Source organism: Streptomyces sp. NBC_01431, from assembly GCF_036231355.1.
Taxonomy (GTDB): domain Bacteria; phylum Actinomycetota; class Actinomycetes; order Streptomycetales; family Streptomycetaceae; genus Streptomyces.
Genome location: NZ_CP109496.1, coordinates 3,350,067 through 3,373,660 on the forward strand (window position 1 = coordinate 3,350,067; position 23,594 = coordinate 3,373,660).

A 23,594-nucleotide genomic window follows, 5' to 3' on the forward strand; every position below is an offset into this window, starting at 1 on the left:
CTTCTTGCGACCGATTGCCTTCTTGCGCACGAGCCAACCCCATGTCCGTTTTCAGTCATCACCTGCAGAGAGGTTGATGCCAGAAACAGTCACAAGGTTGCTTTAAATGATCAGCCGTTGGTCACCGGTGGTTAGGTGGTGACCAGTCAGCGGTCAGACGGTGGCCAGTCAGCAGTCGATCATTCAGCGATCGGGCAGACCCGTCAGTCCACCGGCTCGAAACGCCAGCGGTGCACCGGCCGTGCCACCAACTCCCCTGCCGGATCGGGCAGTTCGGGCAGTTCCGCGTCGTACGGGGCGTCCCACCAGGTGATGACGAGGACCCGGTCGCCGGGCGCGCGCATGATCTCGCGGCGCAGTGGCGAACCGGCCACGGGCCGCTCCCGCACCCAGGCGAGGAGTGCGGCGCCGCGCCCCTCGGCGGCGCGGGCCTCCCACATCAGCGCGACGGTCATGAGTACAGGTTCTTCTTGCTGACCTCGTGCACGTGGTCGTGGTCGTGGCTGTGCGCGTGCGCCTCGCCGGGCACGTGCGGCTCGGTCACCGGCAGCGAGGAGTCCGCCGAGAGCTCCCAGTCGGAGGCGGACCGGTTGCGCGCCACCATCTCGGCGCCGAGGGCCGCGACCATCGCGCCGTTGTCCGTGCACAGACCGGGGCGCGGCACCCGCAGCCGGATCCCGGCCCGCTCGCAGCGCTCCTGGGCGAGCGCCCGCAGGCGGGAGTTGGCCGCGACCCCGCCGCCGATCATCAGGTGGTCGACGCCCTCGTCCTTGCAGGCCCGTACCGCCTTGCGGGTCAGCACGTCCACCACGGCCTCCTGGAAGGACGCGGCGACATCGCGCACCGGAACCTCCTCGCCCGCGTTCCGCTTGGCCTCGATCCAGCGGGCCACCGCGGTCTTGAGGCCGGAGAAGGAGAAGTCGTACGCCGGGTCGCGCGGACCGGTCAGGCCGCGCGGGAACGCGATCGCCGTCGGGTCGCCCTCCTTGGCCAGCCGGTCGATGACCGGGCCGCCGGGGAAGCCGAGGTTCAGCACCCGGGCGATCTTGTCGAAGGCCTCGCCCGCCGCGTCGTCGATGGTGGCCCCCATGGGGCGGACGTCGGCGGTGATGTCGGGGGCGAGCAGCAGCGAGGAGTGGCCGCCGGAGACGAGCAGCGCCATCGTCGGCTCGGGCAGCGGCCCGTGCTCCAACTGGTCGACGCAGATGTGCGAGGCGAGGTGGTTGACCCCGTACAGCGGCTTGTTCAGCGCGTACGCGTACGCCTTGGCGGCCGAGACGCCGACGAGCAGCGCGCCGGCGAGCCCGGGGCCCGCGGTGACCGCGATGCCGTCGAGGTCACGCGCGGAGATCCCGGCGGTCTTCAGGGCGCGTTCGATGGTCGGCACCATCGCTTCGAGGTGGGCCCGCGAGGCGATCTCGGGGACCACGCCGCCGAACCGGGCGTGCGTGTCCACGCTGGAGGCCACGGCGTCGGCGAGCAGCGTCGTCCCGCGCACGATGCCGACGCCGGTCTCGTCGCAGGAGGTCTCGATGCCCAGTACGAGCGGTTCGTCAGCAGCCATCAGTCAGTCTCTTCTGTTCCTTGGACGGTCAGTCGCATCACGAGCGCGTCGACGTTGCCCGGCTGGTAGTAGCCGCGCCTGAAGCCGATGGGCTCGAAGCCGAAGCGCTCGTAGAGCTTCTGGGCCCGGGTGTTGTCCACGCGCACTTCGAGCAGGACCTCGTCGCACTCGAAGGCGGTGGCGTGCTTGAGCAGGTCGGTCAGGAGGCGGGCGCCGAGCCCGGTGCCCCACTGGTCGCGGGCCGCGGCGATGGTCTGGACGTCGCCGAGGCCGCCGACCGCGGCGAGTCCGGCGTAGCCGACGAGGCGGCCGTCCTGTTCGGCGACCACATAGCGGCGGGTGGCGCCGGGCCCGCGCGCGTGGGCGAGCTCGGACCAGAACATCCCCGCCGACCAGGCATCCTCGGGGAAGAGGTCGTGTTCGAGGTCGAGCACGGGCGCGATGTCCCACCAGCGCATCTCGCGCAGCGACGGACGGGGGCCGCCGCGCACCGGTGTCGGTGCGGGGCAGTGGCCGGGCGACGGGTGGGCCTGGGTCACTTGGGGGTGACCACCTTGTAGTTCTTGGGCACCTGGGCGTCCGGGCGGCGCAGGTAGAGGGGGGTCGGCGGCAGGAACTCCGAGCCCTGGGCCAGCTTGTGGGCCGCGAGCGCGGCGAGCGCCGCCGCCGACTGGTGCTCGGGGCCACGCGCGTCGGGGAACGCCTCCGGGTAGAGGACGGCGCCCGCTCCGACGACGGGCAGTCCGCTCAGCTCCTCGGCGATCTCGCCGGGCCGGTCGACGGCGGGCTCGCCCGCGCGGGTACGGAAGTCGTCGTATCTAGCCCAGTACACCTCCTTGCGGCGGGCGTCGGTCGCGACCACGAAGGGCTCCTCGATGCCGGAGGCGTAGGCGAGTCCGTCCAGGGTGCACAGGCCGTGGACGGGGACGCCGAGCACGGAGGCGAAGGTCGCCGCGGTGACCAGGCCGACCCGCAGCCCGGTGTACGGGCCGGGTCCGACCCCGACGACCAGGTCCGTCACGGCGTCCAGTTTCAGGCCGGCCTCGGCGAGCACCCGCTCGACGGCGGGCAGCAGCAGCTCCCCGTGCCTGCGGGCGTCGACCTGACTGGACTCGGCGACGACGGCGGTGCCGTCGTGCAGGGCGACGGTGACGGCGGGGGTGGCGGTATCAACGGCGAGCAAGAGCACGCGAACAGCCTACGACCAAGGCGGCGGAGGCACGGCGTCCCGCCCAAGGCATCACCTGCTGCTACCGTCAGCCGCAGGTATGACCGTAGACATGCACGTACGTACGAAAGGGGAAGCCCAGGTGGCACGGAGCAGCTCGGGATTCGTGGCCGCGATCACCGTGGCCGCTCTCGCGGTGGTCGGCTTCCTCGCCTTCCAGGCCTCGGCGAGCGCACCGCGGGCCGCGGACCTCGCGGCCCCCGGTACCAGCGCGTCCCCTTCCGTGAAGCCATCGAAGGCACCGGCCGCGGGCTCGCCCAACAACAGGGTCGACCTCTCGGTGCCGGCCAACTCGGGCACCGGCGTACGGGTCGTGTACGCGCTCGGCGCGAAGCGGGTGTGGCTGGTGGGCGTGACGAAGACGCCGAAGACCTTCGAGGTCATGCCGTCCACGATCAGCCCGAAGCCGGGCACCTACGTCGTGACCTCGCGTTCGGGCAACGTCACGGGCTCGGACGGGGTGGCCGTCGAGCACGTGGTGCGGTTCGCGAGCAGCGAGAACGTGGCGATCGGCTTCAGCGCGGCGGTCGACGGCTCGATGGCGAGCCCCAAGACGGAGAAGAAGACCGGCGGCATCCGCATGAAGCGGGCGGACGGCAACGCGATGTGGACGTTCGCGACCGTCAACTCGAAGGTCGTCGTCGTCCCGTAATCGCGCGTCCGACCGCCCCGACGAACACTCGATAGAGCTACGCCGCGTCCTTGCGGGCGTCGTCCTCGGTGGTCGTCTTCGGGGCGCTCTCGCGTGGTGGGGTCGACACCGCGCTGGCCGCGGCGCACGAGGCGAGCAGATCGTGTATCGACACCCCGAGCGGCGCCGGGACGCCCCGCGGGGCCTGCGGCTTCGCTTCGCGTTCCGGCACGGTCATGGCGGCCTCCTGAGGCTGCGGAAGAAGGCGCGGTTAGGTAGACCTAACCAGGTCTCTGTCTCCATGTGACCACGCCTGGTGCGGCCCGCGCAACATTTTGCCGACGGCTTGTCGGAATGTACGGCGCACTCCGGCCCCGCCCGAGGCGCGTCCTCAGAGGCTCTCGACTCCCGCGTCCGCCCAGCGGGGCCCGATTCCGGTGACCGTGACGGTCCTGCGGTCGTCGTCGGTCTCGCCCACCACGCGGTCGATCAGCACCTGGAGCCGGTCCTCCGAGAGGTCTTCGACCTTCCCCTCGCCCCACTCCACGACGACCACGGACTCGGGCAGCGACACGTCGAGGTCGAGGTCCTCCATCTCGTCGAGCCCTCCGCCGAGGCGGTACGCGTCGACGTGCACCAGCGCGGGTCCGCCGACCAGGGAGGGGTGGACGCGGGCGATGACGAAAGTGGGCGACGTCACGGCACCCCGCACCCCGAGGCCCTCACCGAGGCCGCGGGTCAGGGTCGTCTTGCCCGCGCCGAGCTCTCCCGTGAGCATCACGAGGTCGCCGGGACGGAGCAGTTTCGCGATGCGACGGCCCAACTCCTGCATTTCGGAAGGGGAGTTGAGGGTCATGCCGGTGCCGGCGTCAGCCGCCGGGCTGCTGTGCGGTGCTTCCATGCGTCCCAACGTTAGCGGCCTGCGGGACCGCGCCGACCCGGGCCAGGAGGTCGGCGAGGCGGTCGGTGACCGTCTCGGGGTGCTCCAGCATCACCAGATGCCCGGCGTCCGGCACTATGACCAGCTCCGCGTCGGGCAGCAGATCGGCGATGGCCTCGCTGTGCGAGCTGGGGGTCACCAGATCGCTCTCGCCCGCCAGGACCAGGACCGGGACCTCCGCGAAGACAGGCAGGGCCGCGGCCTTGTCGTGCTCGGAGAAGGCCGGGTAGAACTCCGCGACGACGTCGATCGGAGTGCTCTCGATCATTCGCTCGGCGAACCGGGCGATGGCCGGGTCGACGTCCTTGGAGGAGAACGAGTAGCGCTTGATCATGCCGGCGAAGAGATCCGCCGTGGCCCGCCGGCCGCGCTCCACCAGCTCGGCCTGCGAACCCAGCGCCTTGAGCACCCCGGGCAGCACCCGGCGCACCGCGTTGACCCCGGCGACCGGAAGCCCGTAGTTGACTTCGCCGAGCTTGCCCGACGACGTACCGACGAAGGCGACGCCGACCACGCGCTCTCGGATCAGTTCGGGGTACTGGTCGGCCAGGGCCATGATCGTCATGCCGCCCATGGAGTGACCGACCAGGACCAGCGGGCCGTCCGGTGCGGCCGCGTCGATGACGGCCTTCAGATCGCGGCCGAGCTGGTCGATGTCGACCGGCACGCCCTCGCGCTGGGCCTTGCCGCGGTCGGAACGGCCGTGGCTGCGCTGGTCCCAGTGCACGGTGCGGACCACTCCGCGCAGCGCGGCCCGCTGGAAGTGCCAGGAGTCCTGGCTCAGGCAGTAGCCGTGCGAGAAGACCACGGTGACCGGGGCCGGGGGCTTGCGTCCGAAGAGCCTGCGCTTGCGCGAGCCGTTGGCGCCCGCCTCCGGCTCGACCTCGTCGCTCTCGTAGTAGAGGACGGTGCCGTCGTCGGCGACCGCCTTGCCCGGCATCCCGCGCAACGAACCGTAGGGGCCGGACGCGTCCAGCGCCAGACGGGCCTTCTTGCGCATGCCGCGCCCGACGGTGAGCCGCTCTATGGCGACGCCGGCCGCCGCGCCCGCCGCGACCACACCTATCGCGGCGCCCGCGATCCCCGCCACGCGCCAGTTACCCACCGCCGTCTGGGCACCCTGGACCGCGGATGCGACGGCGTCCCCCGTGCTGGTCTCGCTCACCGTGCCGCTCCGCTCTCGCTCGTCCTACTCGTCGCCGGAACACTCGTTCACATAGACCCGGGGCACCCGCGAACCGATCCGGGTCACGATCTCGTAGCCGATGGTGTCGGCCGCCCGCGCCCAGTCCTCCACCGTCGGCTCCCCGCGCTCCCCCGGCCCGAACAGGATCGCCTCCGCGCCCGGCTCGACCGTGTCCCCCTCAAGGTCGACCACGAACTGATCCATGGCAATGCGGCCCGCCGCGGTACGCACTTTCCCTTCGACCAGAACCGGACCGCGCCCCGAGGCGTGCCGCGGGATGCCGTCGGCGTACCCGAGTGGTACGAGGCCGAGGGTGGTCTCGCCCCGGGTGACGTAGTGATGCCCGTAACTGACGCCGTGACCCGCCGGAACCTGCTTGGTCAGCGCCACCGAGGCGGCGAGCGTCATGACGGGCCGCAGCCCGAGCTCCTGCGAGGTGCCGAGTTCGGGGGCCGGGGAGACGCCGTACATCGCGATGCCGGTGCGCACGAGGTCGAAGTGGGACTCGGGGAGCGTGAGCGTGGCCGGGGAATTGGCGATGTGCCGCACCTCGGGTGTGACGCCCGCCTTCTCGGCGAAGGCCAGCATTTCCTGGAAGACGGACAGCTGGGCCGCGATCGAGGGATGGCCCGGCTCGTCGGCGCACGCGAAGTGCGACCACAGGCCGGTGACGGTCACCTCGGGGGTGGCGAGCGCGGCATGGACCAGTTCCGGCCAGTCGGCGGGCTGGCAGCCGTTGCGGCCGAGCCCGGTGTCGGCCTTGAGCTGGATCCTGGCGGTGCGCCCGGCGGCGCGGGCCGCGTCGGTGACCTCGCGCAGCGCCCACATCCCGCTCACCGAGACATCGATGTCCGCTTCGATCGCCTCGCGCCAGGGGCCGCCGGGCGTCCACAGCCAGCACAGCATCGGGCCGTCGATCCCGGCCGCGCGCAGCGCCAGCGCCTCCTGCGGGGTCGCGGTGCCCGTCCATGCCGCGCCGGCCTGCCTGGCCGCCCTGGCGCACGGCACCGCGCCGTGCCCGTACGCGTCCGCCTTCACCACGGCCATCAGCTGCGCGCCGGGTGAACAGGCCCGCAGCGTACGGACGTTGGCGCGCAGCGCGCCCAGGTCGATCTCGGCGCGGGCGCGCCCGGCGGGGTTCTGTGTCTTCGCGGTCATCGCGCCAAGTCTCTCAGAGCGCACGGGGACTCGGATTGTGCCGCAGGACACACGCGATCAGGTGCCTTCCCGGTGCCCCCACACATAGACGGCGTCGCCCTGACGCAGTGCGTCCCAGAGCGTGCGGGCGTCGGCCAGGCTCAGGTTCACGCAGCCCTGGCTGCCGACGGTGGTGTAGACGCTGTGGTAGATGGCGTGGAAGGCCTGCCCGCCGTCGAAGAACTGGGCGTACGGCATGGACTGGTGGTAGATGGTCGACCAGTGGTTCTTGTGCCGCCAGTAGACCTTGTGCCAGCCCGCCCGGGTGGGCAGGCTGGCCCGCCCGCTGCGGATCGGCACCGGACCGTAGGTCACCTTCTTGCCGGTCTGCACCCACATCAGCTGCCGCGTCAGGTCCACGCAGGCCACCCGCCCCGCCCGCACGGGGCACTTGTGCGCGGCGTTGGGGTTCTTGCGGGCCGACAGGAACTGCATCCGGGACCAGGTGACCGGGCCCGCGAAGCCGATGGTGGGCTGAATGCCCTGCGCCTGCTGGAACTTGCGGATCGCGGCGCAGTCCGCGGCGGACTGCTTGCCGTCCACTTTGAGCCCGAGCCAGCGTTCGACCTCCCGCTGATGTGGCCCGGTCCTGGTGGTGCAGCTGCCGGGCTTGGCGCCGAGTTCCTCCCGCGGTACGTACTCCACGAGCCGGTCCGCGCCCTCGGGCGCCGCGGCGGGTTCGACCCTGTCCTCGGCGGCCCCGGGCTCGTACACGAGCGGCGGCAGCGCCTGGTCCGGGGTGTCGAGGGGCGCCTGCGCGAGCGGCACTCCGGGCACCAGCGTGTCGGAGGGCGCGGGCTCGGTGCCTCCCGGCGCCGGCGGGGGCGGCGCCGGGATGCCGGGCGGCGCGGGGATGCCGGGCGGCGCGGGGATGCCGGGCGGCGGGGGCAGCGGGACGCCCGACGCGGGGCCGGCGGCCCCGAGCACGAGCGCCGCCGCGAGCACCACCCCCCGGGTCCCCCATTTCTGACGCTTTGTACGCGTATGTTCTTTTCTCATGAGCGTAGGAAACCCCGCCCCCCGGGCGTGTCGCGGAAGCCGCGCGGCAGATGTCACCCGGGGGTGGACGGGTTCGTGACACGGGACCCCGTGTCCGAGCGGCCCAGCCGAAGTCCGGCGCGGTAGCGCGCGCCATGAGCGGCGCCGGAAAGTACGCGATCAGCCACCGGCTACCCGCGGAACGGGGGCCGTCTTGCGCCGGAGCGCTTGGCCGCGCCCCGCGAGAGGCCTACTCGCGGCAGGCGTGGGCCCACGGTCAGCCCTCGACCTCCGGCAGGCGTGACCCGCGGCCAGCCCCCAGCCCGACGCAGGCGCGACCCTCGGTCAGCCGCCCGTCACGTCTCGCCATACGCCCGGCAGCGCCTCGGCCACCGCGTACGCCGTCGTCGGGGCGCCCTCGGCGGCGTGGCGGCCTGCCAGGCCGTGGAGGTAGGCCGCGGCCGAGCCCGCGTCGCGGGCGTCGAGGCCGGTGGCGAGCAGGGAGCCCGCGAGGCCGGACAGAACGTCGCCGCTGCCCGCCGTGGCCAGCCACGGGGTGCCCGTCGGGTTGACCCGGACCGGGCCTTCGGCGTCCGCGACCAGCGTGGTGGAGCCCTTCAGGAGGACCGTCGCGCCGTACCGCGCCGCCAGCTCGCGCACCGACGCGAGCCGCTCGGCCTCGACCTTCTCGCGCGGGACCCCGAGCAGCGCCGCCGCCTCGCCCGCGTGCGGCGTGAGCAGGGTGGCCGCCGACCGGGCCCGTACCGCTTCGGGGTCCAGACCGCGCAGCCCGTCCGCGTCCACCAGGACCGGCACGTCCGAGGCCAGCACCTCGTCCACGCCCGCGCCGTCGCCGAGCCCGGGGCCGACCACCCACGCCTGCACCCGGCCGGCCTTCGCCGGCGAGCCGTCCGAGACCAGGGCCTCGGGGAAGCGCGCGATCACCGCGTCCGCGCCGGGCCCCACGTACCGCACGGCCCCGGCCCCGCCCCGCAGCGCACCGGCCACCGCGAGGACCGCCGCGCCGGGGTAGCGCGCCGACCCGGCCACGACGCCGACCACGCCCCGCCGGTACTTGTCGCTCTCGGCCGCCGGAGCGGGCAACAGGTCTGCCACGTCCGCGTGTTGGAGCGCCTCGGCATCCGGTACGGACGGCAGGTCGAGCCCGATGGGGATCAGCCGCACGGCCCCCGCGTACTGCCGCGCGGGGTCGATGAGCAGCCCCGGCTTGTACGCCCCGAACGTCACCGTCGCGTCCGCCCGCAGCGCCTCGCCCGCCACCTCACCGGTGCCCGCGTCCACGCCGCTGGGCAGATCGACGGCGACCACCAGCGCGTTCGACCCGCGGGCGGCCCGCGTGACCGGCACCGCGTCGGGACGCAGGCCGCCGTGGCCGCCGATGCCGGTGATGCCGTCGAGTACGAGATCGGCGGCGGCGAGCACCTCGTACGGATCGTCGGTGACGCGCCCGCCCGCCCGGGTCAGTGCGGCGAGGCCGCCGGGGTGTGCGCGGTCCGGGGCGAGCAGTACCGCGCTCACTCCGGCGCCGCGGCGGGCCAGCCGGGCGCCCGCGTACAGGGCGTCGCCGCCGTTGTCCCCGCTGCCGACCAGCAGCACGACCCTGGCGCCGTAGACCCGCCCCAGCATCGCGGCACAGGCGGCGGCGAGCCCGGCGGCGGCGCGCTGCATGAGCGCGCCGTGGGGCAGTCGCCCCATCAACTCCCGCTCGGCGGCCCGGACGGTCTCGACACGGTAGGCGCTACGCATGAAGCCAACTCTCCCTCACCCCGCCCCTTCCCGAAACCGGGGGCTCCGCCCGGACCCCGCTCCGCCATCGCCACAGGCTCCGGACGCGCGCCGCCAGCGCGGGGCAAGGTCAGCCCTCCGCGATCACCACCGCCGACGCCACTCCCGCGTCATGGCTGAGCGACACATGCCAGTGCCGGACCCCGAGCTCCGCGGCGCGTGCGGCCACGGTTCCCCGCACCCGCACCCGCGGCTGCCCGCTCTTCTCGACGTACACCTCCGCGTCCGTCCAGTGGAGCCCCGCCGGAGCCCCAAGGGCCTTCGCGAGGGCCTCCTTCGCCGCGAACCGCACGGCCAGCGAGGCGATCCCGCGCCGCTCACCGCTCGGCAGTATCAACTCGCTCTCCACGAACAGCCGTTGGAGCATCGCGGGGGTCCGCTCCACCGACTCCCCGAACCGGTCGATCTCGGCGACGTCGATCCCCACCCCGATGATCATTCGACGGTGACCGACTTCGCGAGGTTGCGCGGCTGGTCCACCTCATTGCCGCGCGCCGTCGCCAGCTCACAGGCGAACACCTGGAGCGGCACGGTCGCCACGAGCGGCTGGAGCAGCGTGGGCGTGGCCGGAATCCGGATGAGGTGGTCGGCGTACGGCGCCACCGCCTCGTCGCCCTCCTCCGCGATCACGATCGTCCGCGCTCCCCGGGCCCGGATCTCCTGGATGTTGGACACGATCTTGTCGTGCAGGACGGACCGGCCCCTGGGCGAGGGCACCACGACCACCACCGGCAGGTCCTGCTCGATGAGCGCGATCGGCCCGTGCTTGAGCTCACCGGCCGCGAAGCCTTCGGCGTGCATGTACGCCAGTTCCTTGAGCTTGAGCGCGCCTTCGAGCGCGACCGGGTAGCCGACGTGCCGCCCGAGGAAGAGCACGGTGTTCTTGTCGGCGAGCGAGCGCGCCAACTCCCGTACGGGCTCCATGGTTTCGAGCACCCGGTCGACCTCGCGGGCGATCTCGGCGAGGTCGTGCACCACGGCCCGGACCTCGTCCCCCCACTTCGTTCCGCGCACCTGTCCGAGGTACAGGGCCACGAGGTAGCAGGCCACGAGCTGGGTGAGGAACGCCTTGGTCGACGCCACCGCGACCTCGGGGCCCGCGTGCGTGTACAGCACCGCGTCCGACTCCCGCGGGATGGTCGAGCCGTTGGTGTTGCAGATCGCGAGGACCTTGGCGCCCTGTTCCCGTGCGTGGCGCAGCGCCATCAGCGTGTCCATGGTCTCGCCGGACTGCGAGATGGCGATCACGAGCGTGCGCTGGTCGAGGATCGGGTCGCGGTAGCGGAATTCGCTGGCCAGCTCCGTTTCGCACGGAATCCTGGTCCAGTGTTCGATCGCGAGCTTCGCGATCATGCCGGCGTGGTACGCCGTCCCGCACGCCACGACGACGACCTTGTCGACCTCCCGCAGCACCGCGTCCGGGATCCGCAGCTCGTCCAGGGTCAGCGAGCCCGCCGCGTCGATCCGCCCGAGCAGGGTGTCGGCGACCGCCTTCGGCTGCTCGGCGATCTCCTTCAGCATGAAGTAGTCGTAGCCGCCCTTCTCGGCGGCCGAGGCGTCCCAGTCCACGTGGTAGGCCCGGGTCTCGGCCGGCGCCCCGTCGAAGTCGGTGACGCTCACCCCGTCCCGGCGCAGCTCGACCACCTGGTCCTGGCCCAGTTCGATCGCGGAGCGGGTGTGCGCGATGAACGCGGCGACGTCGGAGGCGAGGAAGGACTCCCCTTCGCCGACGCCCACGACGAGCGGCGAGTTGCGCCGCGCGCCCACCACCACGTCAGGCTCGTCGGCGTGCACCGCGACCAGCGTGAACGCGCCCTCAAGGCGTCGGCACACCTGGCGCATGGCCTCCGCCAGGTCCTCGGCCGAGGAGTAGCACTCGGCGAGCAGGTGGGCGACGACCTCGGTGTCCGTCTCGGAGGCCAGCGCGTGGCCGCGTTCAGCCAGCTCGGCCCGCAGCGCGGCGAAGTTCTCGATGATGCCGTTGTGCACGACCGCGACCCGCCCCGCGTTGTCCAGGTGCGGATGCGCGTTGGCGTCGGTGGGGCCGCCGTGCGTGGCCCACCGGGTGTGCCCGATGCCGGTTGCCCCGGCGGGGAGCGGCGCCTCCAGGAGCGCCTTCTCCAGATTGATCAGCTTTCCGGCCTTCTTCGCCGCGGCGAGCCCGCCGTCCGCGAGCACCGCGACGCCCGCCGAGTCGTACCCGCGGTACTCCAGCCGCTTCAGCCCCGCCACCACGACGTCGAGCGCCGACTGCCCGCCTACATATCCCACGATTCCGCACATGGCGGCAGCCTACGACCGTGGCGCCCCTTTCCCGGGCCATCCCGGGCACCCCGTCGAGACCTACGGCCGGTTTGTGCCCGGACGCCACAATCCGGCCGTGGCCCACCCGAAACCCCCTGCTCCACGTGACCCACCCCACCCCCCACGGGGGAGCCGGACCACCCACAATGGGGAGGTGATCACTTCGCCGCCACGGAGCGCCCACCGCAAGCCGGAGGCGACTCCCTACGTGGACCTGACCCGCGCAGAGTGGAGCGCCCTGCGCGACAAGACGCCGCTGCCGCTGACCGCCGACGAGGTCGAGCGGCTGCGCGGGCTCGGCGACGTCATCGACCTCGACGAGGTGCGGGACATCTACCTGCCGCTGTCGCGCCTGCTCAACCTGTACGTGGGGGCCACCGCCAATCTGCGCGGCGCGCTGAACACCTTCCTCGGCGACGCGGGCAACGGGCACGGCACCCAGCACGGCACCCCGTTCGTCATAGGCGTGGCGGGCTCGGTCGCGGTCGGCAAGTCGACCGTGGCCCGCCTGCTCCAGGCGCTGCTGGCCAGGTGGCCCGAGCACCCCCGGGTGGAGCTGGTCACCACCGACGGCTTCCTGTACCCGATGGCCGAACTCCAGCGCCGCGGCCTGATGTCGCGCAAGGGCTTCCCCGAGTCGTACGACCGCAGGGCGCTGACCCGGTTCGTCGCGGACATCAAGGCGGGCAAGGACGAGGTCACGGCGCCCGTCTACTCGCACCTGATCTACGACATCGTGCCGGACGAGCGGCTCGTGGTGCGCCGCCCCGACATCCTGATCGTGGAGGGCCTCAACGTCCTCCAGCCCGCCCTGCCCGGCCAGGACGGCCGCACCCGGGTCGGACTCGCGGACTACTTCGACTTCAGCGTGTACGTCGACGCCCGCACCGAGGACATCGAGACCTGGTACCTGAACCGGTTCCGCAAGCTGCGCGAGACCGCCTTCCAGAACCCCTTCTCGTACTTCCGCAAGTACACCCAGGTCTCCGAGGACGAGGCGCTGGACTACGCGCGGACGACCTGGCGGACCATCAACCGGCCCAACCTGGTGGAGAACGTGGCGCCCACGCGCGGGCGGGCCACGCTCGTCGTGCGCAAGGGACCCGACCACAAGATCCAGAAGATCTCGCTGCGCAAGCTCTGAAGGCTCCCCGGATCCGGACGGCTCCGAAAACACGCGTGCGCCGGTCGCCCGGAACCTCTCCGGGCGACCGGCGCACGCGCCAACTTCCTTAGCCCAGTGCGGACTTGACCACATCGGCGAGACGACCGGCGACCGAGCGGGCCTGCTCGATGTCGGCGGCCTCGACCATGACGCGGACCAGCGGCTCGGTGCCGGAGGGGCGAAGCAGCACCCGGCCGGTGGCGCCCAGCTCCCGCTCGGCCTCGGCGACCGCGACACCCAGCTCGGCGGAGGTGGTGACCCGGGACTTGTCGACGTCGGGGACGTTCACCAGGACCTGCGGCAGCCGCTCCATGACCCCGGCGAGGTCGGCGAGCGTGCGACGGGTCGCGGCGAGGCGGGCGGCCAGCATCAGACCGGTCAGCGTGCCGTCACCGGTCGTCGCGTGGTCGAGGATGATCACGTGGCCGGACTGCTCGCCGCCGAGCGCGTATCCGTGCTCCTTCATCGACTCCAGGACGTAGCGGTCACCGACCCCGGTCTGGACGAGCTGGATGCCCTCGCGCTCCATGGCGATCTTGAAGCCCAGGTTGGACATGACGGTGCCGACGACGGTGTTGCCGCGCAGCGTGCCCGCCTCGCGCATGGCGAGGGCGAGGACGGCGAGGATCTGGTCGCCGTCGACCTCGTTGCCCTCGGCGTCCACGGCCAGGCAGCGGTCGGCGTCGCCGTCGTGCGCGATGCCGAGGTCCGCGCCGTGCTCCACGACGGCCGCCTTGAGGAGGTCGAGGTGGGTGGAGCCGCAACCGTCGTTGATGTTGAGCCCGTCCGGCTCGGCACCGATCGTGACGATCTCGGCACCGGCCCGCGTGAACGCCTCGGGCGAGACCCGCGCGGCCGCGCCGTGCGCCTCGTCCAGGACGACCTTCAGCCCGTCGAGGCGGTTGGGCAGCACCCCGATGAGGTGCGCGACGTACCGGTCGAAGCCCTCGCCGTACGACCGGACGCGACCCACGCCGGCGCCGGTCGGACGCTCCCACGGGGCGCCCGTGCGGTGCTGCTCGTAGATGGACTCGATGCGGTCCTCCAGCTCGTCGGCCAGCTTGTGGCCGCCGCGCGCGAAGAACTTGACGCCGTTGTCCGGCATGGCGTTGTGGCTCGCCGAGAGCATCACGCCGAGGTCGGCGCCCAGCGCCCCGGTGAGGTACGCCACCGCGGGGGTGGGCAGCACACCGACGCGCAGGACGTCCACGCCCGCGCTCGCGAGGCCCGCGACGACCGCGGCCTCCAGGAACTCTCCCGACGCCCGGGGGTCACGGCCGACCACGGCGGTCGGTCGATGCCCCTCGAAGGTGCCCGCCTCGGCGAGCACGTGCGCCGCAGCGACCGACAGGCCGAGCGCGAGCTCAGCCGTCAGATCCGAGTTGGCGACACCGCGCACGCCGTCCGTGCCGAAGAGTCGTCCCACGTCTGTCCTCCGAAAACCTCAATGTGCCAGGTGATAGACGAACGCCCCGGCAGCACGGAACGTGCTGCCGGGGCGAACGAAAGCCGTACGGGCAGGCGCGGATTTAGCGCTTGCTGTACTGCGGAGCCTTGCGGGCCTTCTTGAGACCGGCCTTCTTGCGCTCGACCGCACGGTCGTCGCGGGAGAGGAAGCCGGCCTTCTTGAGGACGCCGCGGTTGTTGTCCACGTCGGCCTCGTTCAGCGCGCGGGCCACACCGAGACGCAGGGCGCCGGCCTGACCGGACACGCCGCCACCCGAGATGCGGGCGATGACGTCGTAGCGGTTGTCGAGCTCGAGCACCTTGAAGGGCTCGTTGACTTCCTGCTGGTGGACCTTGTTCGGGAAGTAGTCCTCGAGCGTACGCCCGTTGATCTTCCACTTGCCGGTGCCCGGGACGATCCGGACGCGGGCGATGGCGTTCTTGCGACGACCCAGGCCGGCGGCCGGCTGGGGGTCACCGAAGCGGGACGCCAGCGACTCGGAGGTGTACTCGCCCTCGACGGGCACCTCGGACTCGGTGGTGTAGTTCTCGATGTCGACGAGCTCAGTCTCTTCGACCGGCTGCTCAACGGTGGTCTCGGCCACGATTCTCCTCAGATTCTTTTCTGTCTTAGGGGGTGTGGCCGGAACTACTGCGCGACCTGGGTGATCTCGAACGGCACCGGCTGCTGGGCAGCGTGGGGGTGCTGGTCGCCCGAGTAGACCTTCAGCTTCGAGAGCATCTGACGGCCCAGGGTGTTCTTGGGGATCATGCCCTTGATGGCCTTCTCGACGGCCTTCTCCGGGTTGTTCGCCAGGAGGTCGTCGTAGCGCACCGAGCGGAGACCGCCCGGGTAGCCGGAGTGGCGGTACGCCATCTTCTGGGTCTTCTTGTTGCCGGACAGGTGAACCTTGTCGGCGTTGATGATGATGACGAAGTCACCCATGTCCATGTGCGGTGCATAGACGGGCTTGTGCTTGCCCCGGAGGAGGTTCGCAGCGGTGGTCGCCAGACGACCCAGGACGACGTCCTGGGCGTCAATGACGTGCCACTGGCGAGTGATGTCGCCGGGCTTGGGGCTGTACGTACGCACTTCGTAGCCTTCGCTTCTTCAGTGGATGGGGTCCAGACACATTGCACCCTGAAGCGATATGCAGCTGGGACTCACAATGCCGGGGACGCTGCCCGTATGCGAGCCACTGGTAACTGCTCCAGAGAACCTACGTAAGGGCCCCTCGCGTGAGAACGACCAAGCCAATACGCATAACAAACCGCAAGAATACCCGGGTGCCCCCGGGCGGGTCAAAACCGCCCGGACGCCAGCTCGCCGGAATCGGCCGCTTCGGGCCCTGGCCTGCGCAAACGGCTACCGCGCCCGCTCCACCCGCCGCTCGTCCCACACGGGCTCCGTCGTCTCCCGCACCACTCCGTCCGAGCCGAACACCAGATAGCGGTCGAACGTCTTCGAGAACCAGCGGTCGTGGGTCACCGCGAGCACCGTGCCGTCGTACGACTCCAGTCCGTCCTGGAGCGCCTCCGCCGACTCCAGGTCCAGGTTGTCCGTCGGCTCGTCCAGAAGCAGCGCGGTCGTGCCGGCCAGCTCCAGGAGCAGGATCTGGAAGCGGGCCTGCTGGCCGCCGGAGAGCTTCTCGAAGGGCTGGTCCCCCTGCCGCTCCAGCTCGTAGCGCCGCAGCACCGACATCGCGGCCCCGCGGTCCTTGGCGTGCTCGCTCCACAGGATGTCGACGAGCGTGCGACCAAGGAGCTCGGGGTGCGCGTGGGTCTGCGCGAAGTGACCGGGCACGACCCGCGCCCCCAGCTTCCAGCTCCCGGTGTACGCCACCGACGCGTCCCCCGCGAGCAGCCGCAGGAAGTGCGACTTCCCCGAGCCGTTGGAGCCGAGCACCGCCACCCGCTCGCCGTAGAACACCTCAAGCGAGAACGGCTTCATCAGCCCGGTCAGCTCAAGGTTCTCGCAGGTCAGGGCGCGCACACCGGTACGGCCACCGCGCAGCCGCATCCGGATGTCCTGCTCGCGCGGCGGCTCCGGCGGCGGGCCCGCCTCCTCGAACTTCTTGAAGCGGGTCTGCATCGCGTGGTAGCGCGAGGCCATGTCCGGGCTGATCGCGGCCTGGTTGCGCAGCCGCAGCACCAGCGCCTTGAGACGCGCGTGCTCCTCGTCCCAGCGCCGCTTGAGCTCCTCGAAGCGCGCGAACCGCTCCCGGCGGGCCTCGTGGTAGGTCCCGAATCCGGCGCCGTGCACCCACACGTCCGTCCCAGCGGGGCTCGGCTCCAGGCTCACGATCCGCTCGGCGGCCCGGGAAAGCAGCTCCCGGTCGTGCGAGACGAACAGGACGGTCTTGCGGGTCTCCCGCAGCCGCTCCTCAAGCCAGCGCTTGCCCGGCACGTCCAGATAGTTGTCCGGCTCGTCCAGGAGCAGCACCTCGTCGGGCCCGCGCAGGAGCGCTTCGAGCACGAGACGCTTCTGCTCGCCACCGCTGAGCGTGCGCACCTCGCGGAACTGGGCCTTGTCGTACGGCATCCCGAGCGCGGCCATGGTGCACATGTCCCAGACCGTCTCGGCCTCGTAGCCGTGCGCCTCCGCCCAGTCGCTGAGCGCCTGGGCGTACTGCATCTGCGCGGCTTCGTCGTCCACCGTCATGATCAGGTGCTCGGCCGCGTCCACCTCGGCCGCGGCCTTCCGGATGCGCGGCTGCGCGACGGAGACGAGCAGGTCACGCACCGTGCGCTCATCTCGTACGGAGCCGACGAACTGCGGCATCACACCGAGCCCGCCGCTCACGGACACCGAGCCGCCGTGCGGCTTGAGCTCCCCGGAGATCATGCGCAGCAGCGTCGTCTTGCCGGCCCCGTTGGCGCCGACCAGGGCCACCACCGAGCCCTCCGCCACCCGGAACGAAGCATCGCCGAGCAGCACCCGCCCGTCCGGCAGGTAGTACTCCAGGTGTGCAGCCTCTAGATGTCCCATGGGCGGATTGTCACCCAGGCCCTGCCCCCCTGAACAATCGAATTAGGATGCGCGGCATGAGCTTTGGGCATGGGGGACCCGGGTGGGGCCCGGGGGATCAGCAGACACCCGACTGGGCGGCGCTCGCCGACCAGTCGGCCGCGCGCAGCAGACGCAGGAAGTGGCTGTTCATCGGGGGCGGCACGGTGGCGACGGCGGTGGTCGTCGCGGTCGTGGCCACGGTGATCGTCACCTCGGGTTCGAAGGACGACGGCAAGTCCGCCGACCAGCTGCCCTCTCCCCCGGCGCTGCCCAGCAACAGCGCCCAGCCTGGGCCCTCGTTCTCCAAGGTGGCCCCGCCTCCCCCGCCCAACCCGTACGACTACGTCGCGGACGCGAAGAAGGACAAGGCGCCGCTGAGCGCCGACACCCTCTTCCCGGGCACGAGCCTGACACTGGGCAGCGGCGTGTACGTCAAGGGCCCCACCGACAGGGTCACCGACTGCTCCTCGGCCACCCAGGGCGCGCTCGGCTCCGCCCTCAACGGCAACGGCTGCCGCCAGCTCATCCGGGCCACGTACACCAAGGACGGGGTCGCGGTCACCATCGGCGTCGCGGTCTTCGACACCGACGTCCAGGCGAAGAAGGCCAAGGACCAGGCCTCCGGCGGCGTGGCCTCGCTGTCCGGCTCGGGCGTGAACACCTTCTGCCGGGGCGGTTCGGTCTGCCGCCAGACCACCAACTCCTATGGCCGGTACGCCTACTTCACCACCGGCGGCTTCGCCAACGGGAAGAACGTCACCCAGGGCGACGCGGGCGTCTTCACGGCGGGCGACGACCTCGCGAAGTTCACCTTCGATCAGATCGTCGCCCGCGGCCGCAACCAGGCCTCAGCAGCAGCCGCCGTCCCCGCCACCTGACGCACCGTCAATCAGGGGCAGGGTCCGCATGTTCCGCGCCTGCCTGCTGCGCTCGGCGAGCAACTCGTCGGCTGGGTAGCCGACTTCCTCCAGGGTGAGCCCGTGCGGCTTCACCACGTGCACGGAGGAGTCGCGCACCGCCGCCGCGAGGACCTTGCCGGGCCACTCGACGCCCCGGTGCCCGTCCCCGACGTACAGCAGCGCACCGACCAGCGAGCGCACCATGTTGTGGCAGAAGGCGTCCGCGCGCACGGTCGCGGTGATGACGCCGCCCTCGCCGCGCGTCCAGGACAGCTCCTGGAGCGTACGGATGGTGGTGGCGCCCTCGCGCCTCTTGCAGTACGCCGCGAAGTCGTGCTCGCCGAGCAGTGCGGCGGAGGCCGCGTTCATGGCGTCGACGTCCAACTCCCAGTCGTGCCACAGGACATGACCGCGCAGCAGCGGGTCGACGCCGCCGGGGTTGTCGGTCACCCGGTACGCGTAGCGGCGCCAGATGGCCGAGAACCGCGCGTTGAAACCGCTCGGGGCCTCGGCGGCGCGCCAGATCCGCACATCGTGCGGCAGCCGCCCGGCGAGGCGACGCAGCAGCTTCTCGCGGTGCTCGGCCCACACGTCCTCGGGGAGGTCGACGTGCGCGACCTGTCCGCGCGCGTGCACCCCGGAGTCCGTGCGCCCGGCGACGGTCAGGTCGTACGTCCGGTCCGAGCGCGTGACCGTGCGCAGCGCTCCCTCGATCTCGCCCTGGACGGTCCGCCGGCCGCCGGGCTGCTTGGCCCAGCCGGAGAAGTCCTTGCCGTCGTACGACAGGTCAAGCCGCACCCGCACGAAGCCGGGCTGCACCTCGTCACTCACGTGATAGTTCCTCTCGAAGCATCCACACAGCAGAACGGGCCCGCCCCCCGAAGGGAACGGGCCCGTTCACCAGCCTTCAGAACGCTTACGCGTCCTTCGCCTCGGCGTCCTCGGCGACCTCGGCCTCAGCGGCCTTGGCGTCGGACTCCTTGACGGCGCGCACGGTGGCGGCCTCGGCCTCGGCAACGGTCGCCTTCTTGGCGATCTCGCCCTCGACCAGCTCGATCACGGCCATGGGCGCGTTGTCACCACGGCGGTTGCCGATCTTGGTGATACGGGTGTAGCCACCCGGACGCTCCTCGTAGCGGGGCGCGATCTCGGTGAAGAGGGTGTGGACGATGCCCTTGTCGGTGATCGTCTGCAGCACCAGGCGACGGTTGTGGATGTCGCCCTTCTTCGCCTTGGTGATCAGGCGCTCGGCGACCGGACGCAGGCGGCGGGCCTTGGCCTCGGTCGTCGTGATGCGGCCGTGCTCGAAGAGCGACTTCGCCAGGTTGGCGAGGAGCAGACGCTCGTGCGCGGCGCTGCCGCCCAGACGGGCACCCTTTGCGGGACGCGGCATGGTGTTTCTCCTAGTGATCTGCACCGGCCGTATGAGGTACCGATGTCAGTGTCCGAGCAGGCGGATGCCTGTCGGAGACCCGCGCCCCGTAAGGGGCGCGGGGAACTGCGCGACCAGCCGAAGCCGGCCCGCAGACGAAGACCGTCAGTACTGCTCGGTCTCCACGAAGCCCGCATCCGCGTCGTCGTCGGCGCCGAAGGCGTCGGCAGCGGCGGTCGGGTCGAATCCGGGCGGCGAGTCCTTCAGCGCGAGGCCCATTCCGGCCAGCTTCGCCTTGACCTCGTCGATCGACTTCGCACCGAAGTTGCGGATGTCGAGCAGGTCGGCCTCGGAGCGCGCCACGAGTTCACCCACGGAGTGGATGCCCTCACGCTTGAGGCAGTTGTACGACCGAACGGTGAGCTCAAGCTCCTCGATCGGCAGCGCCAGGTCAGCGGCGAGGGCGGCGTCCGTGGGGGACGGGCCCATGTCGATGCCCTCGGCGTCGATGTTGAGCTCGCGCGCCAGACCGAACAGCTCGACCAGGGTCTTACCGGCCGAAGCCATGGCGTCACGGGGACGCATGGCCTGCTTGGTCTCGACGTCGACGATCAGCTTGTCGAAGTCGGTGCGCTGCTCGACACGGGTCGCCTCGACCTTGTACGTGACCTTGAGCACCGGGGAGTAGATGGAGTCGACCGGAATGCGGCCGATCTCCTGGCCCAGCTGCTTGTTCTGCACGGCGGAGACGTAGCCGCGACCGCGCTCGACGGTCAGCTCCATCTCCAGCTTGCCCTTGCCGTTGAGCGTGGCGAGCACCAGGTCGGGGTTGTGCACCTCGACACCGGCCGGCGGGGCGATGTCAGCAGCGGTGACCAGGCCGGGACCCTGCTTGCGCAGGTACATCACGACCGGCTCGTCGTGCTCCGAGGAGACGACCAGCTGCTTGATGTTCAGGATGAGGTCGGTGACGTCCTCCTTGACGCCCGGCACGGTGGTGAACTCGTGCAGGACACCGTCGATCCGGATGCTGGTGACAGCGGCGCCGGGAATCGAGGAGAGGAGCGTACGACGCAGGGAGTTGCCGAGCGTGTAGCCGAAGCCCGGCTCCAGGGGCTCGATGACGAACCGCGAGCGGTACTCGTCAACAACCTCTTCGGTCAGCGAGGGGCGCTGAGCGATAAGCATGAGGAGATCCTTCAGTCATGGGCACCCACTATTTGATGCCCTGCTGGGTACTGCGTACTGCAAGGGTACGGGCGGCACGCCTCGAAGGAGCCGTACCGCCCGAAAACCTGTACAAGCAGCCGTGCGTCAGACGCGGCGGCGCTTGGGCGGGCGGCAGCCGTTGTGCGGCGTGGGGGTGACGTCCTGGATGGAGCCGACCTCAAGACCGGTCGCCTGAAGCGAACGGATGGCGGTCTCGCGACCCGAACCCGGGCCCTTGACGAAGACGTCAACCTTGCGCATGCCGTGCTCCTGCGCGCGGCGGGCGGCCGACTCGGCGGCCATCTGCGCGGCGAACGGAGTCGACTTGCGGGAGCCCTTGAAGCCGACGTGGCCGGCGGACGCCCAGGAGATCACGTTGCCCGAGGGGTCCGTGATCGAGACGATGGTGTTGTTGAACGTGCTCTTGATGTGCGCGTGGCCGTGAGCGACGTTCTTCTTTTCCTTGCGGCGCACCTTCTTGGCAGCGCCCTGACGACCCTTGGGGGGCATGTCTTACTCCAGCTGGAGAGGGGAGGTGATCGGTCCTACAGCGAAGACCGCTGAAAAGCGTCCGCTGTGGACTACTTCTTGCCCGGCTTCTTCTTACCGGCGATGGCGCGACGCGGGCCCTTGCGGGTACGAGCGTTCGTGCTGGTGCGCTGACCGTGGACCGGCAGACCACGACGGTGGCGCAGACCCTGGTAGCAGCCGATCTCGACCTTGCGGCGGATGTCGGCGGCAACCTCACGGCGAAGGTCACCCTCGGTACGGAGGTTGGCGTCCACGTACTCGCGGATCTTGACCAGGTCCTCTTCGGCCAGGTCACGAACGCGGGTGTTCGGGTTCACGCCCGTCGAGGCGAGGATCTCCTTGGACCGGGTGCGCCCGATACCGAAGACGTAGGTGAGTGCGATCTCCACACGCTTTTCGCGCGGGATGTCAACACCGGAAACGCGTGCCATTTACTGGCTCCAGTTGTTTTCGGGGGTCTTCCGCAGTACCGCTCCCGACCGCCGTACTAGGTACGTTTCGGGTCCCCGGCCCCCGCCGGAGGTGTCACCAGCCGGGGAAACCGGCCAGGTGGGTGCTGCGTATGTACGTTTTGCTCGCGTCGCGGGAAGAACTGCGAAGTGCAGGTCGGTCGGCGTGCGTCAGCCCTGGCGCTGCTTGTGGCGCAGGTTGTCGCAGATGACCATGACCCGGCCGTGACGGCGGATCACCTTGCACTTGTCGCAGATCTTCTTGACGCTCGGCTTGACCTTCATGGGATGTCAGGTTCTCCGGGTCAGTGCCACCGCCGCCTGGGAACAAGCGGCGCGGGCAAGATCTACTTGTACCGGTAGACGATCCGGCCACGCGTCAGGTCGTAGGGAGAAAGCTCCACCACAACCCGGTCATCCGGGAGGATACGGATGTAGTGCATCCGCATCTTGCCGCTGATGTGCGCGAGGACCTTGTGACCGTTCTGGAGTTCCACCTTGAACATGGCGTTCGGGAGGGACTCGATCACGGTGCCCTCGATTTCGATGGCACCTTGCTTCTTGGCCACGCTTCGCCTTTCGAATCGGCTACCTTGATCGACTCCCGCAGCCGTGTGTGGACACACGGGTACACGAGAGCCGACGCATCAGTCTACGTCAGGGCACCCGAAAAGACGAATCAGATGAGTCTGCCCCGACGCGGAGATCGTTACGCGGCGGAGCCCCATCCCTGACGCCGCTCTCGCGGGCTCGGCGCCGGGGCGCCTCACGAGCTTCGAGCGGCCACGGATCAGGACCGCGTCAGGCCAGCGGATCCGGCGCCGTCGTGATGCCATACTCCGCCAGCTTCGCCTTGCCGCCGTCCGGCATGGTCAGCACCAGCGGGCCGTTCTCGGTCAGCGCGACCGAGTGCTCCCAGTGCGAGGACCAGGAACCGTCGGTCGTGATGACCGTCCAGTCGTCCTCAAGCACCTCGGTGCGCGGCGTGCCCAGCGAGACCATCGGCTCGATGGCCAGGCAGAAGCCGGGGATGAGCTTCGGGTTGTGGCGGCCCAGCATGCGGCGCTTGTCGACGTAGTTCAGCAGGTGCGGGTCCATGTGCATCTCGGAACCGATGCCGTGGCCCCCGTAGTCCTCGACGATCCCGTACTTACCGGTCGAGGGGCGCGGCTGGCGGCGGATGTACGACTCGATCGCGCGCGAGACGTCGACGAGCTTGTTGCCCTTCTTCACCGCGGCGATGCCGGCCCACATCGACTCCTCGGTCACCCGCGAGAGCTCGACCAGCTCCGGCGCGTGGCCGGAGCCCACGAACGCGGTGTACGCGGCGTCGCCGTGCCAGCCGTCGATGATCGCGCCGGCGTCGATGGAGATGATGTCGCCGTCCTTGAGGACGGTCTTGTCGTCCGGGATGCCGTGCACGACGACCTCGTTGACCGAGGTGCAGATGGTGGCGGGGAAGCCGCCGTACCCGAGGAAGTTCGACTTGGCGCCGTGCTCGGCGATGACCTTGCGGGCGACCTCGTCCAGGTCCTTCGTCGTGGACCCGGGCACCGCGGCCTCGCGGGTGGCGGCGTGGATCGCGGCGACGACCAGCCCCGCCTCACGCATCTTCGCGATCTGCTCGGGGGTCTTGATCTCCACCATGTGCGGCTCACGCCTTTCTGGACAGGTACGGG

General features: G+C 70.8%; 27 protein-coding genes. 3 read left to right on the forward strand and 24 right to left on the reverse strand.

Going from position 1 to position 23,594, the window contains the following annotated elements:
* Positions 1-203 precede the first annotated feature (203 nt).
* From OG522_RS15240 to tsaB, 4 genes are all read right to left on the reverse strand, one after another.
* Positions 204-455 (reverse strand): hypothetical protein, encoded by a 252-nt coding sequence (locus OG522_RS15240; RefSeq protein WP_329463538.1) that lies wholly within the window; start codon positions 453-455, stop codon positions 204-206.
* Positions 452-1,564, reverse strand: coding sequence for a tRNA (adenosine(37)-N6)-threonylcarbamoyltransferase complex transferase subunit TsaD (gene tsaD, locus OG522_RS15245; protein ID WP_329463539.1), 1,113 nt, complete (start codon positions 1,562-1,564; stop codon positions 452-454). The genes OG522_RS15240 and tsaD overlap by 4 nt, the downstream gene beginning before the upstream one ends.
* Complete coding sequence (gene rimI, locus OG522_RS15250; protein ID WP_329467599.1) at positions 1,564-2,022, reverse strand: ribosomal protein S18-alanine N-acetyltransferase; 459 nt, start codon at positions 2,020-2,022, stop codon at positions 1,564-1,566. The genes tsaD and rimI overlap by 1 nt, the downstream gene beginning before the upstream one ends.
* A 77-nt stretch (positions 2,023-2,099) precedes the next feature.
* Complete coding sequence (tsaB, locus tag OG522_RS15255; protein WP_329463540.1) at positions 2,100-2,753, reverse strand: tRNA (adenosine(37)-N6)-threonylcarbamoyltransferase complex dimerization subunit type 1 TsaB; 654 nt, start codon at positions 2,751-2,753, stop codon at positions 2,100-2,102.
* Between the two features lie 91 nt (positions 2,754-2,844).
* On the opposite strand from tsaB, the gene OG522_RS15260 reads away from it, so the two are divergent.
* Positions 2,845-3,444: a hypothetical protein gene (locus OG522_RS15260; protein WP_329463541.1), complete on the forward strand. Its 600-nt coding sequence runs from the start codon at positions 2,845-2,847 to the stop codon at positions 3,442-3,444.
* Between the two features lie 37 nt (positions 3,445-3,481).
* Here OG522_RS15260 and OG522_RS15265 read toward each other — a convergent pair whose 3' ends face one another.
* The 8 genes from OG522_RS15265 to glmS form a co-directional block, all read right to left on the reverse strand.
* Entirely contained in the window at positions 3,482-3,661 is a 180-nt protein-coding gene (locus OG522_RS15265; RefSeq protein WP_329463542.1) for a hypothetical protein, read from the reverse strand.
* A gap of 153 nt (positions 3,662-3,814) precedes the next feature.
* Entirely contained in the window at positions 3,815-4,324 is a 510-nt protein-coding gene (tsaE, locus tag OG522_RS15270) for a tRNA (adenosine(37)-N6)-threonylcarbamoyltransferase complex ATPase subunit type 1 TsaE (protein ID WP_329463543.1), read from the reverse strand.
* Positions 4,293-5,528 carry an alpha/beta fold hydrolase gene (locus OG522_RS15275; RefSeq protein ID WP_329463544.1) on the reverse strand — a complete coding sequence of 412 codons (1,236 nt, stop codon included), beginning with the start codon at positions 5,526-5,528 and terminating at the stop codon, positions 4,293-4,295. The genes tsaE and OG522_RS15275 overlap by 32 nt, the downstream gene beginning before the upstream one ends.
* A 24-nt stretch (positions 5,529-5,552) precedes the next feature.
* Positions 5,553-6,707, reverse strand: a complete 1,155-nt coding sequence (alr, locus tag OG522_RS15280; protein ID WP_329463545.1) for an alanine racemase — start codon at positions 6,705-6,707, stop codon at positions 5,553-5,555.
* Between the two features lie 57 nt (positions 6,708-6,764).
* Complete coding sequence (locus OG522_RS15285) at positions 6,765-7,583, reverse strand: L,D-transpeptidase family protein (protein ID WP_443074834.1); 819 nt, start codon at positions 7,581-7,583, stop codon at positions 6,765-6,767.
* Between the two features lie 486 nt (positions 7,584-8,069).
* On the reverse strand, positions 8,070-9,491 hold the full coding sequence (locus tag OG522_RS15290) for an NAD(P)H-hydrate dehydratase (RefSeq protein ID WP_329463547.1): 1,422 nt from the start codon (positions 9,489-9,491) through the stop codon (positions 8,070-8,072).
* 109 nt (positions 9,492-9,600) lie between these two features.
* A complete protein-coding gene (locus OG522_RS15295; RefSeq protein ID WP_329463548.1) occupies positions 9,601-9,969 on the reverse strand; it encodes a holo-ACP synthase in 369 nt (122 codons plus the stop codon).
* Positions 9,966-11,813, reverse strand: a complete 1,848-nt coding sequence (gene glmS / locus OG522_RS15300; protein WP_329463549.1) for a glutamine--fructose-6-phosphate transaminase (isomerizing) — start codon at positions 11,811-11,813, stop codon at positions 9,966-9,968. The genes OG522_RS15295 and glmS overlap by 4 nt, the downstream gene beginning before the upstream one ends.
* A gap of 175 nt (positions 11,814-11,988) precedes the next feature.
* Here glmS and coaA point away from each other — a divergent pair, with 175 nt between their 5' ends.
* A complete protein-coding gene (gene coaA, locus OG522_RS15305; protein WP_329463550.1) occupies positions 11,989-12,978 on the forward strand; it encodes a type I pantothenate kinase in 990 nt (329 codons plus the stop codon).
* 88 nt (positions 12,979-13,066) lie between these two features.
* On the opposite strand, the gene glmM is transcribed toward coaA, so the two are convergent.
* From glmM to OG522_RS15325, 4 genes are all read right to left on the reverse strand, one after another.
* Positions 13,067-14,425, reverse strand: coding sequence for a phosphoglucosamine mutase (gene glmM, locus OG522_RS15310; RefSeq protein WP_329463551.1), 1,359 nt, complete (start codon positions 14,423-14,425; stop codon positions 13,067-13,069).
* 103 nt (positions 14,426-14,528) lie between these two features.
* On the reverse strand, positions 14,529-15,050 hold the full coding sequence (rpsI, locus tag OG522_RS15315) for a 30S ribosomal protein S9 (protein WP_329463552.1): 522 nt from the start codon (positions 15,048-15,050) through the stop codon (positions 14,529-14,531).
* Between the two features lie 44 nt (positions 15,051-15,094).
* Positions 15,095-15,538: a 50S ribosomal protein L13 gene (rplM, locus tag OG522_RS15320; RefSeq protein ID WP_329463553.1), complete on the reverse strand. Its 444-nt coding sequence runs from the start codon at positions 15,536-15,538 to the stop codon at positions 15,095-15,097.
* 273 nt (positions 15,539-15,811) lie between these two features.
* The gene (locus tag OG522_RS15325; RefSeq protein ID WP_329463554.1) at positions 15,812-17,434 is read right to left on the reverse strand and encodes an ABC-F family ATP-binding cassette domain-containing protein; all 1,623 of its coding nucleotides are present in this window, start codon (positions 17,432-17,434) and stop codon (positions 15,812-15,814) included.
* Positions 17,435-17,490: 56 nt separating this feature from the next.
* On the opposite strand from OG522_RS15325, the gene OG522_RS15330 reads away from it, so the two are divergent.
* Positions 17,491-18,333 carry a hypothetical protein gene (locus OG522_RS15330; protein ID WP_329463555.1) on the forward strand — a complete coding sequence of 281 codons (843 nt, stop codon included), beginning with the start codon at positions 17,491-17,493 and terminating at the stop codon, positions 18,331-18,333.
* On the opposite strand, the gene truA is transcribed toward OG522_RS15330, so the two are convergent.
* From truA to map, 8 genes are all read right to left on the reverse strand, one after another.
* Entirely contained in the window at positions 18,304-19,185 is an 882-nt protein-coding gene (truA, locus tag OG522_RS15335; RefSeq protein WP_329463556.1) for a tRNA pseudouridine(38-40) synthase TruA, read from the reverse strand. The genes OG522_RS15330 and truA overlap by 30 nt on opposite strands.
* A gap of 85 nt (positions 19,186-19,270) precedes the next feature.
* Positions 19,271-19,747: a 50S ribosomal protein L17 gene (gene rplQ / locus OG522_RS15340; RefSeq protein ID WP_329463557.1), complete on the reverse strand. Its 477-nt coding sequence runs from the start codon at positions 19,745-19,747 to the stop codon at positions 19,271-19,273.
* Positions 19,748-19,891: 144 nt separating this feature from the next.
* Positions 19,892-20,914 carry a DNA-directed RNA polymerase subunit alpha gene (locus tag OG522_RS15345; protein ID WP_010473911.1) on the reverse strand — a complete coding sequence of 341 codons (1,023 nt, stop codon included), beginning with the start codon at positions 20,912-20,914 and terminating at the stop codon, positions 19,892-19,894.
* A gap of 126 nt (positions 20,915-21,040) precedes the next feature.
* Positions 21,041-21,445, reverse strand: coding sequence for a 30S ribosomal protein S11 (rpsK, locus tag OG522_RS15350; protein WP_003956432.1), 405 nt, complete (start codon positions 21,443-21,445; stop codon positions 21,041-21,043).
* 71 nt (positions 21,446-21,516) lie between these two features.
* Positions 21,517-21,897 (reverse strand): 30S ribosomal protein S13, encoded by a 381-nt coding sequence (rpsM, locus tag OG522_RS15355; protein ID WP_053727621.1) that lies wholly within the window; start codon positions 21,895-21,897, stop codon positions 21,517-21,519.
* 189 nt (positions 21,898-22,086) lie between these two features.
* Complete coding sequence (gene rpmJ / locus OG522_RS15360; protein ID WP_003956441.1) at positions 22,087-22,200, reverse strand: 50S ribosomal protein L36; 114 nt, start codon at positions 22,198-22,200, stop codon at positions 22,087-22,089.
* Positions 22,201-22,262: 62 nt separating this feature from the next.
* Positions 22,263-22,484: a translation initiation factor IF-1 gene (infA, locus tag OG522_RS15365; RefSeq protein ID WP_003956442.1), complete on the reverse strand. Its 222-nt coding sequence runs from the start codon at positions 22,482-22,484 to the stop codon at positions 22,263-22,265.
* A 232-nt stretch (positions 22,485-22,716) separates the two neighbouring features.
* A complete protein-coding gene (gene map, locus OG522_RS15370; protein WP_329463558.1) occupies positions 22,717-23,562 on the reverse strand; it encodes a type I methionyl aminopeptidase in 846 nt (281 codons plus the stop codon).
* Between the last annotated feature and the right edge of the window lie 32 nt (positions 23,563-23,594).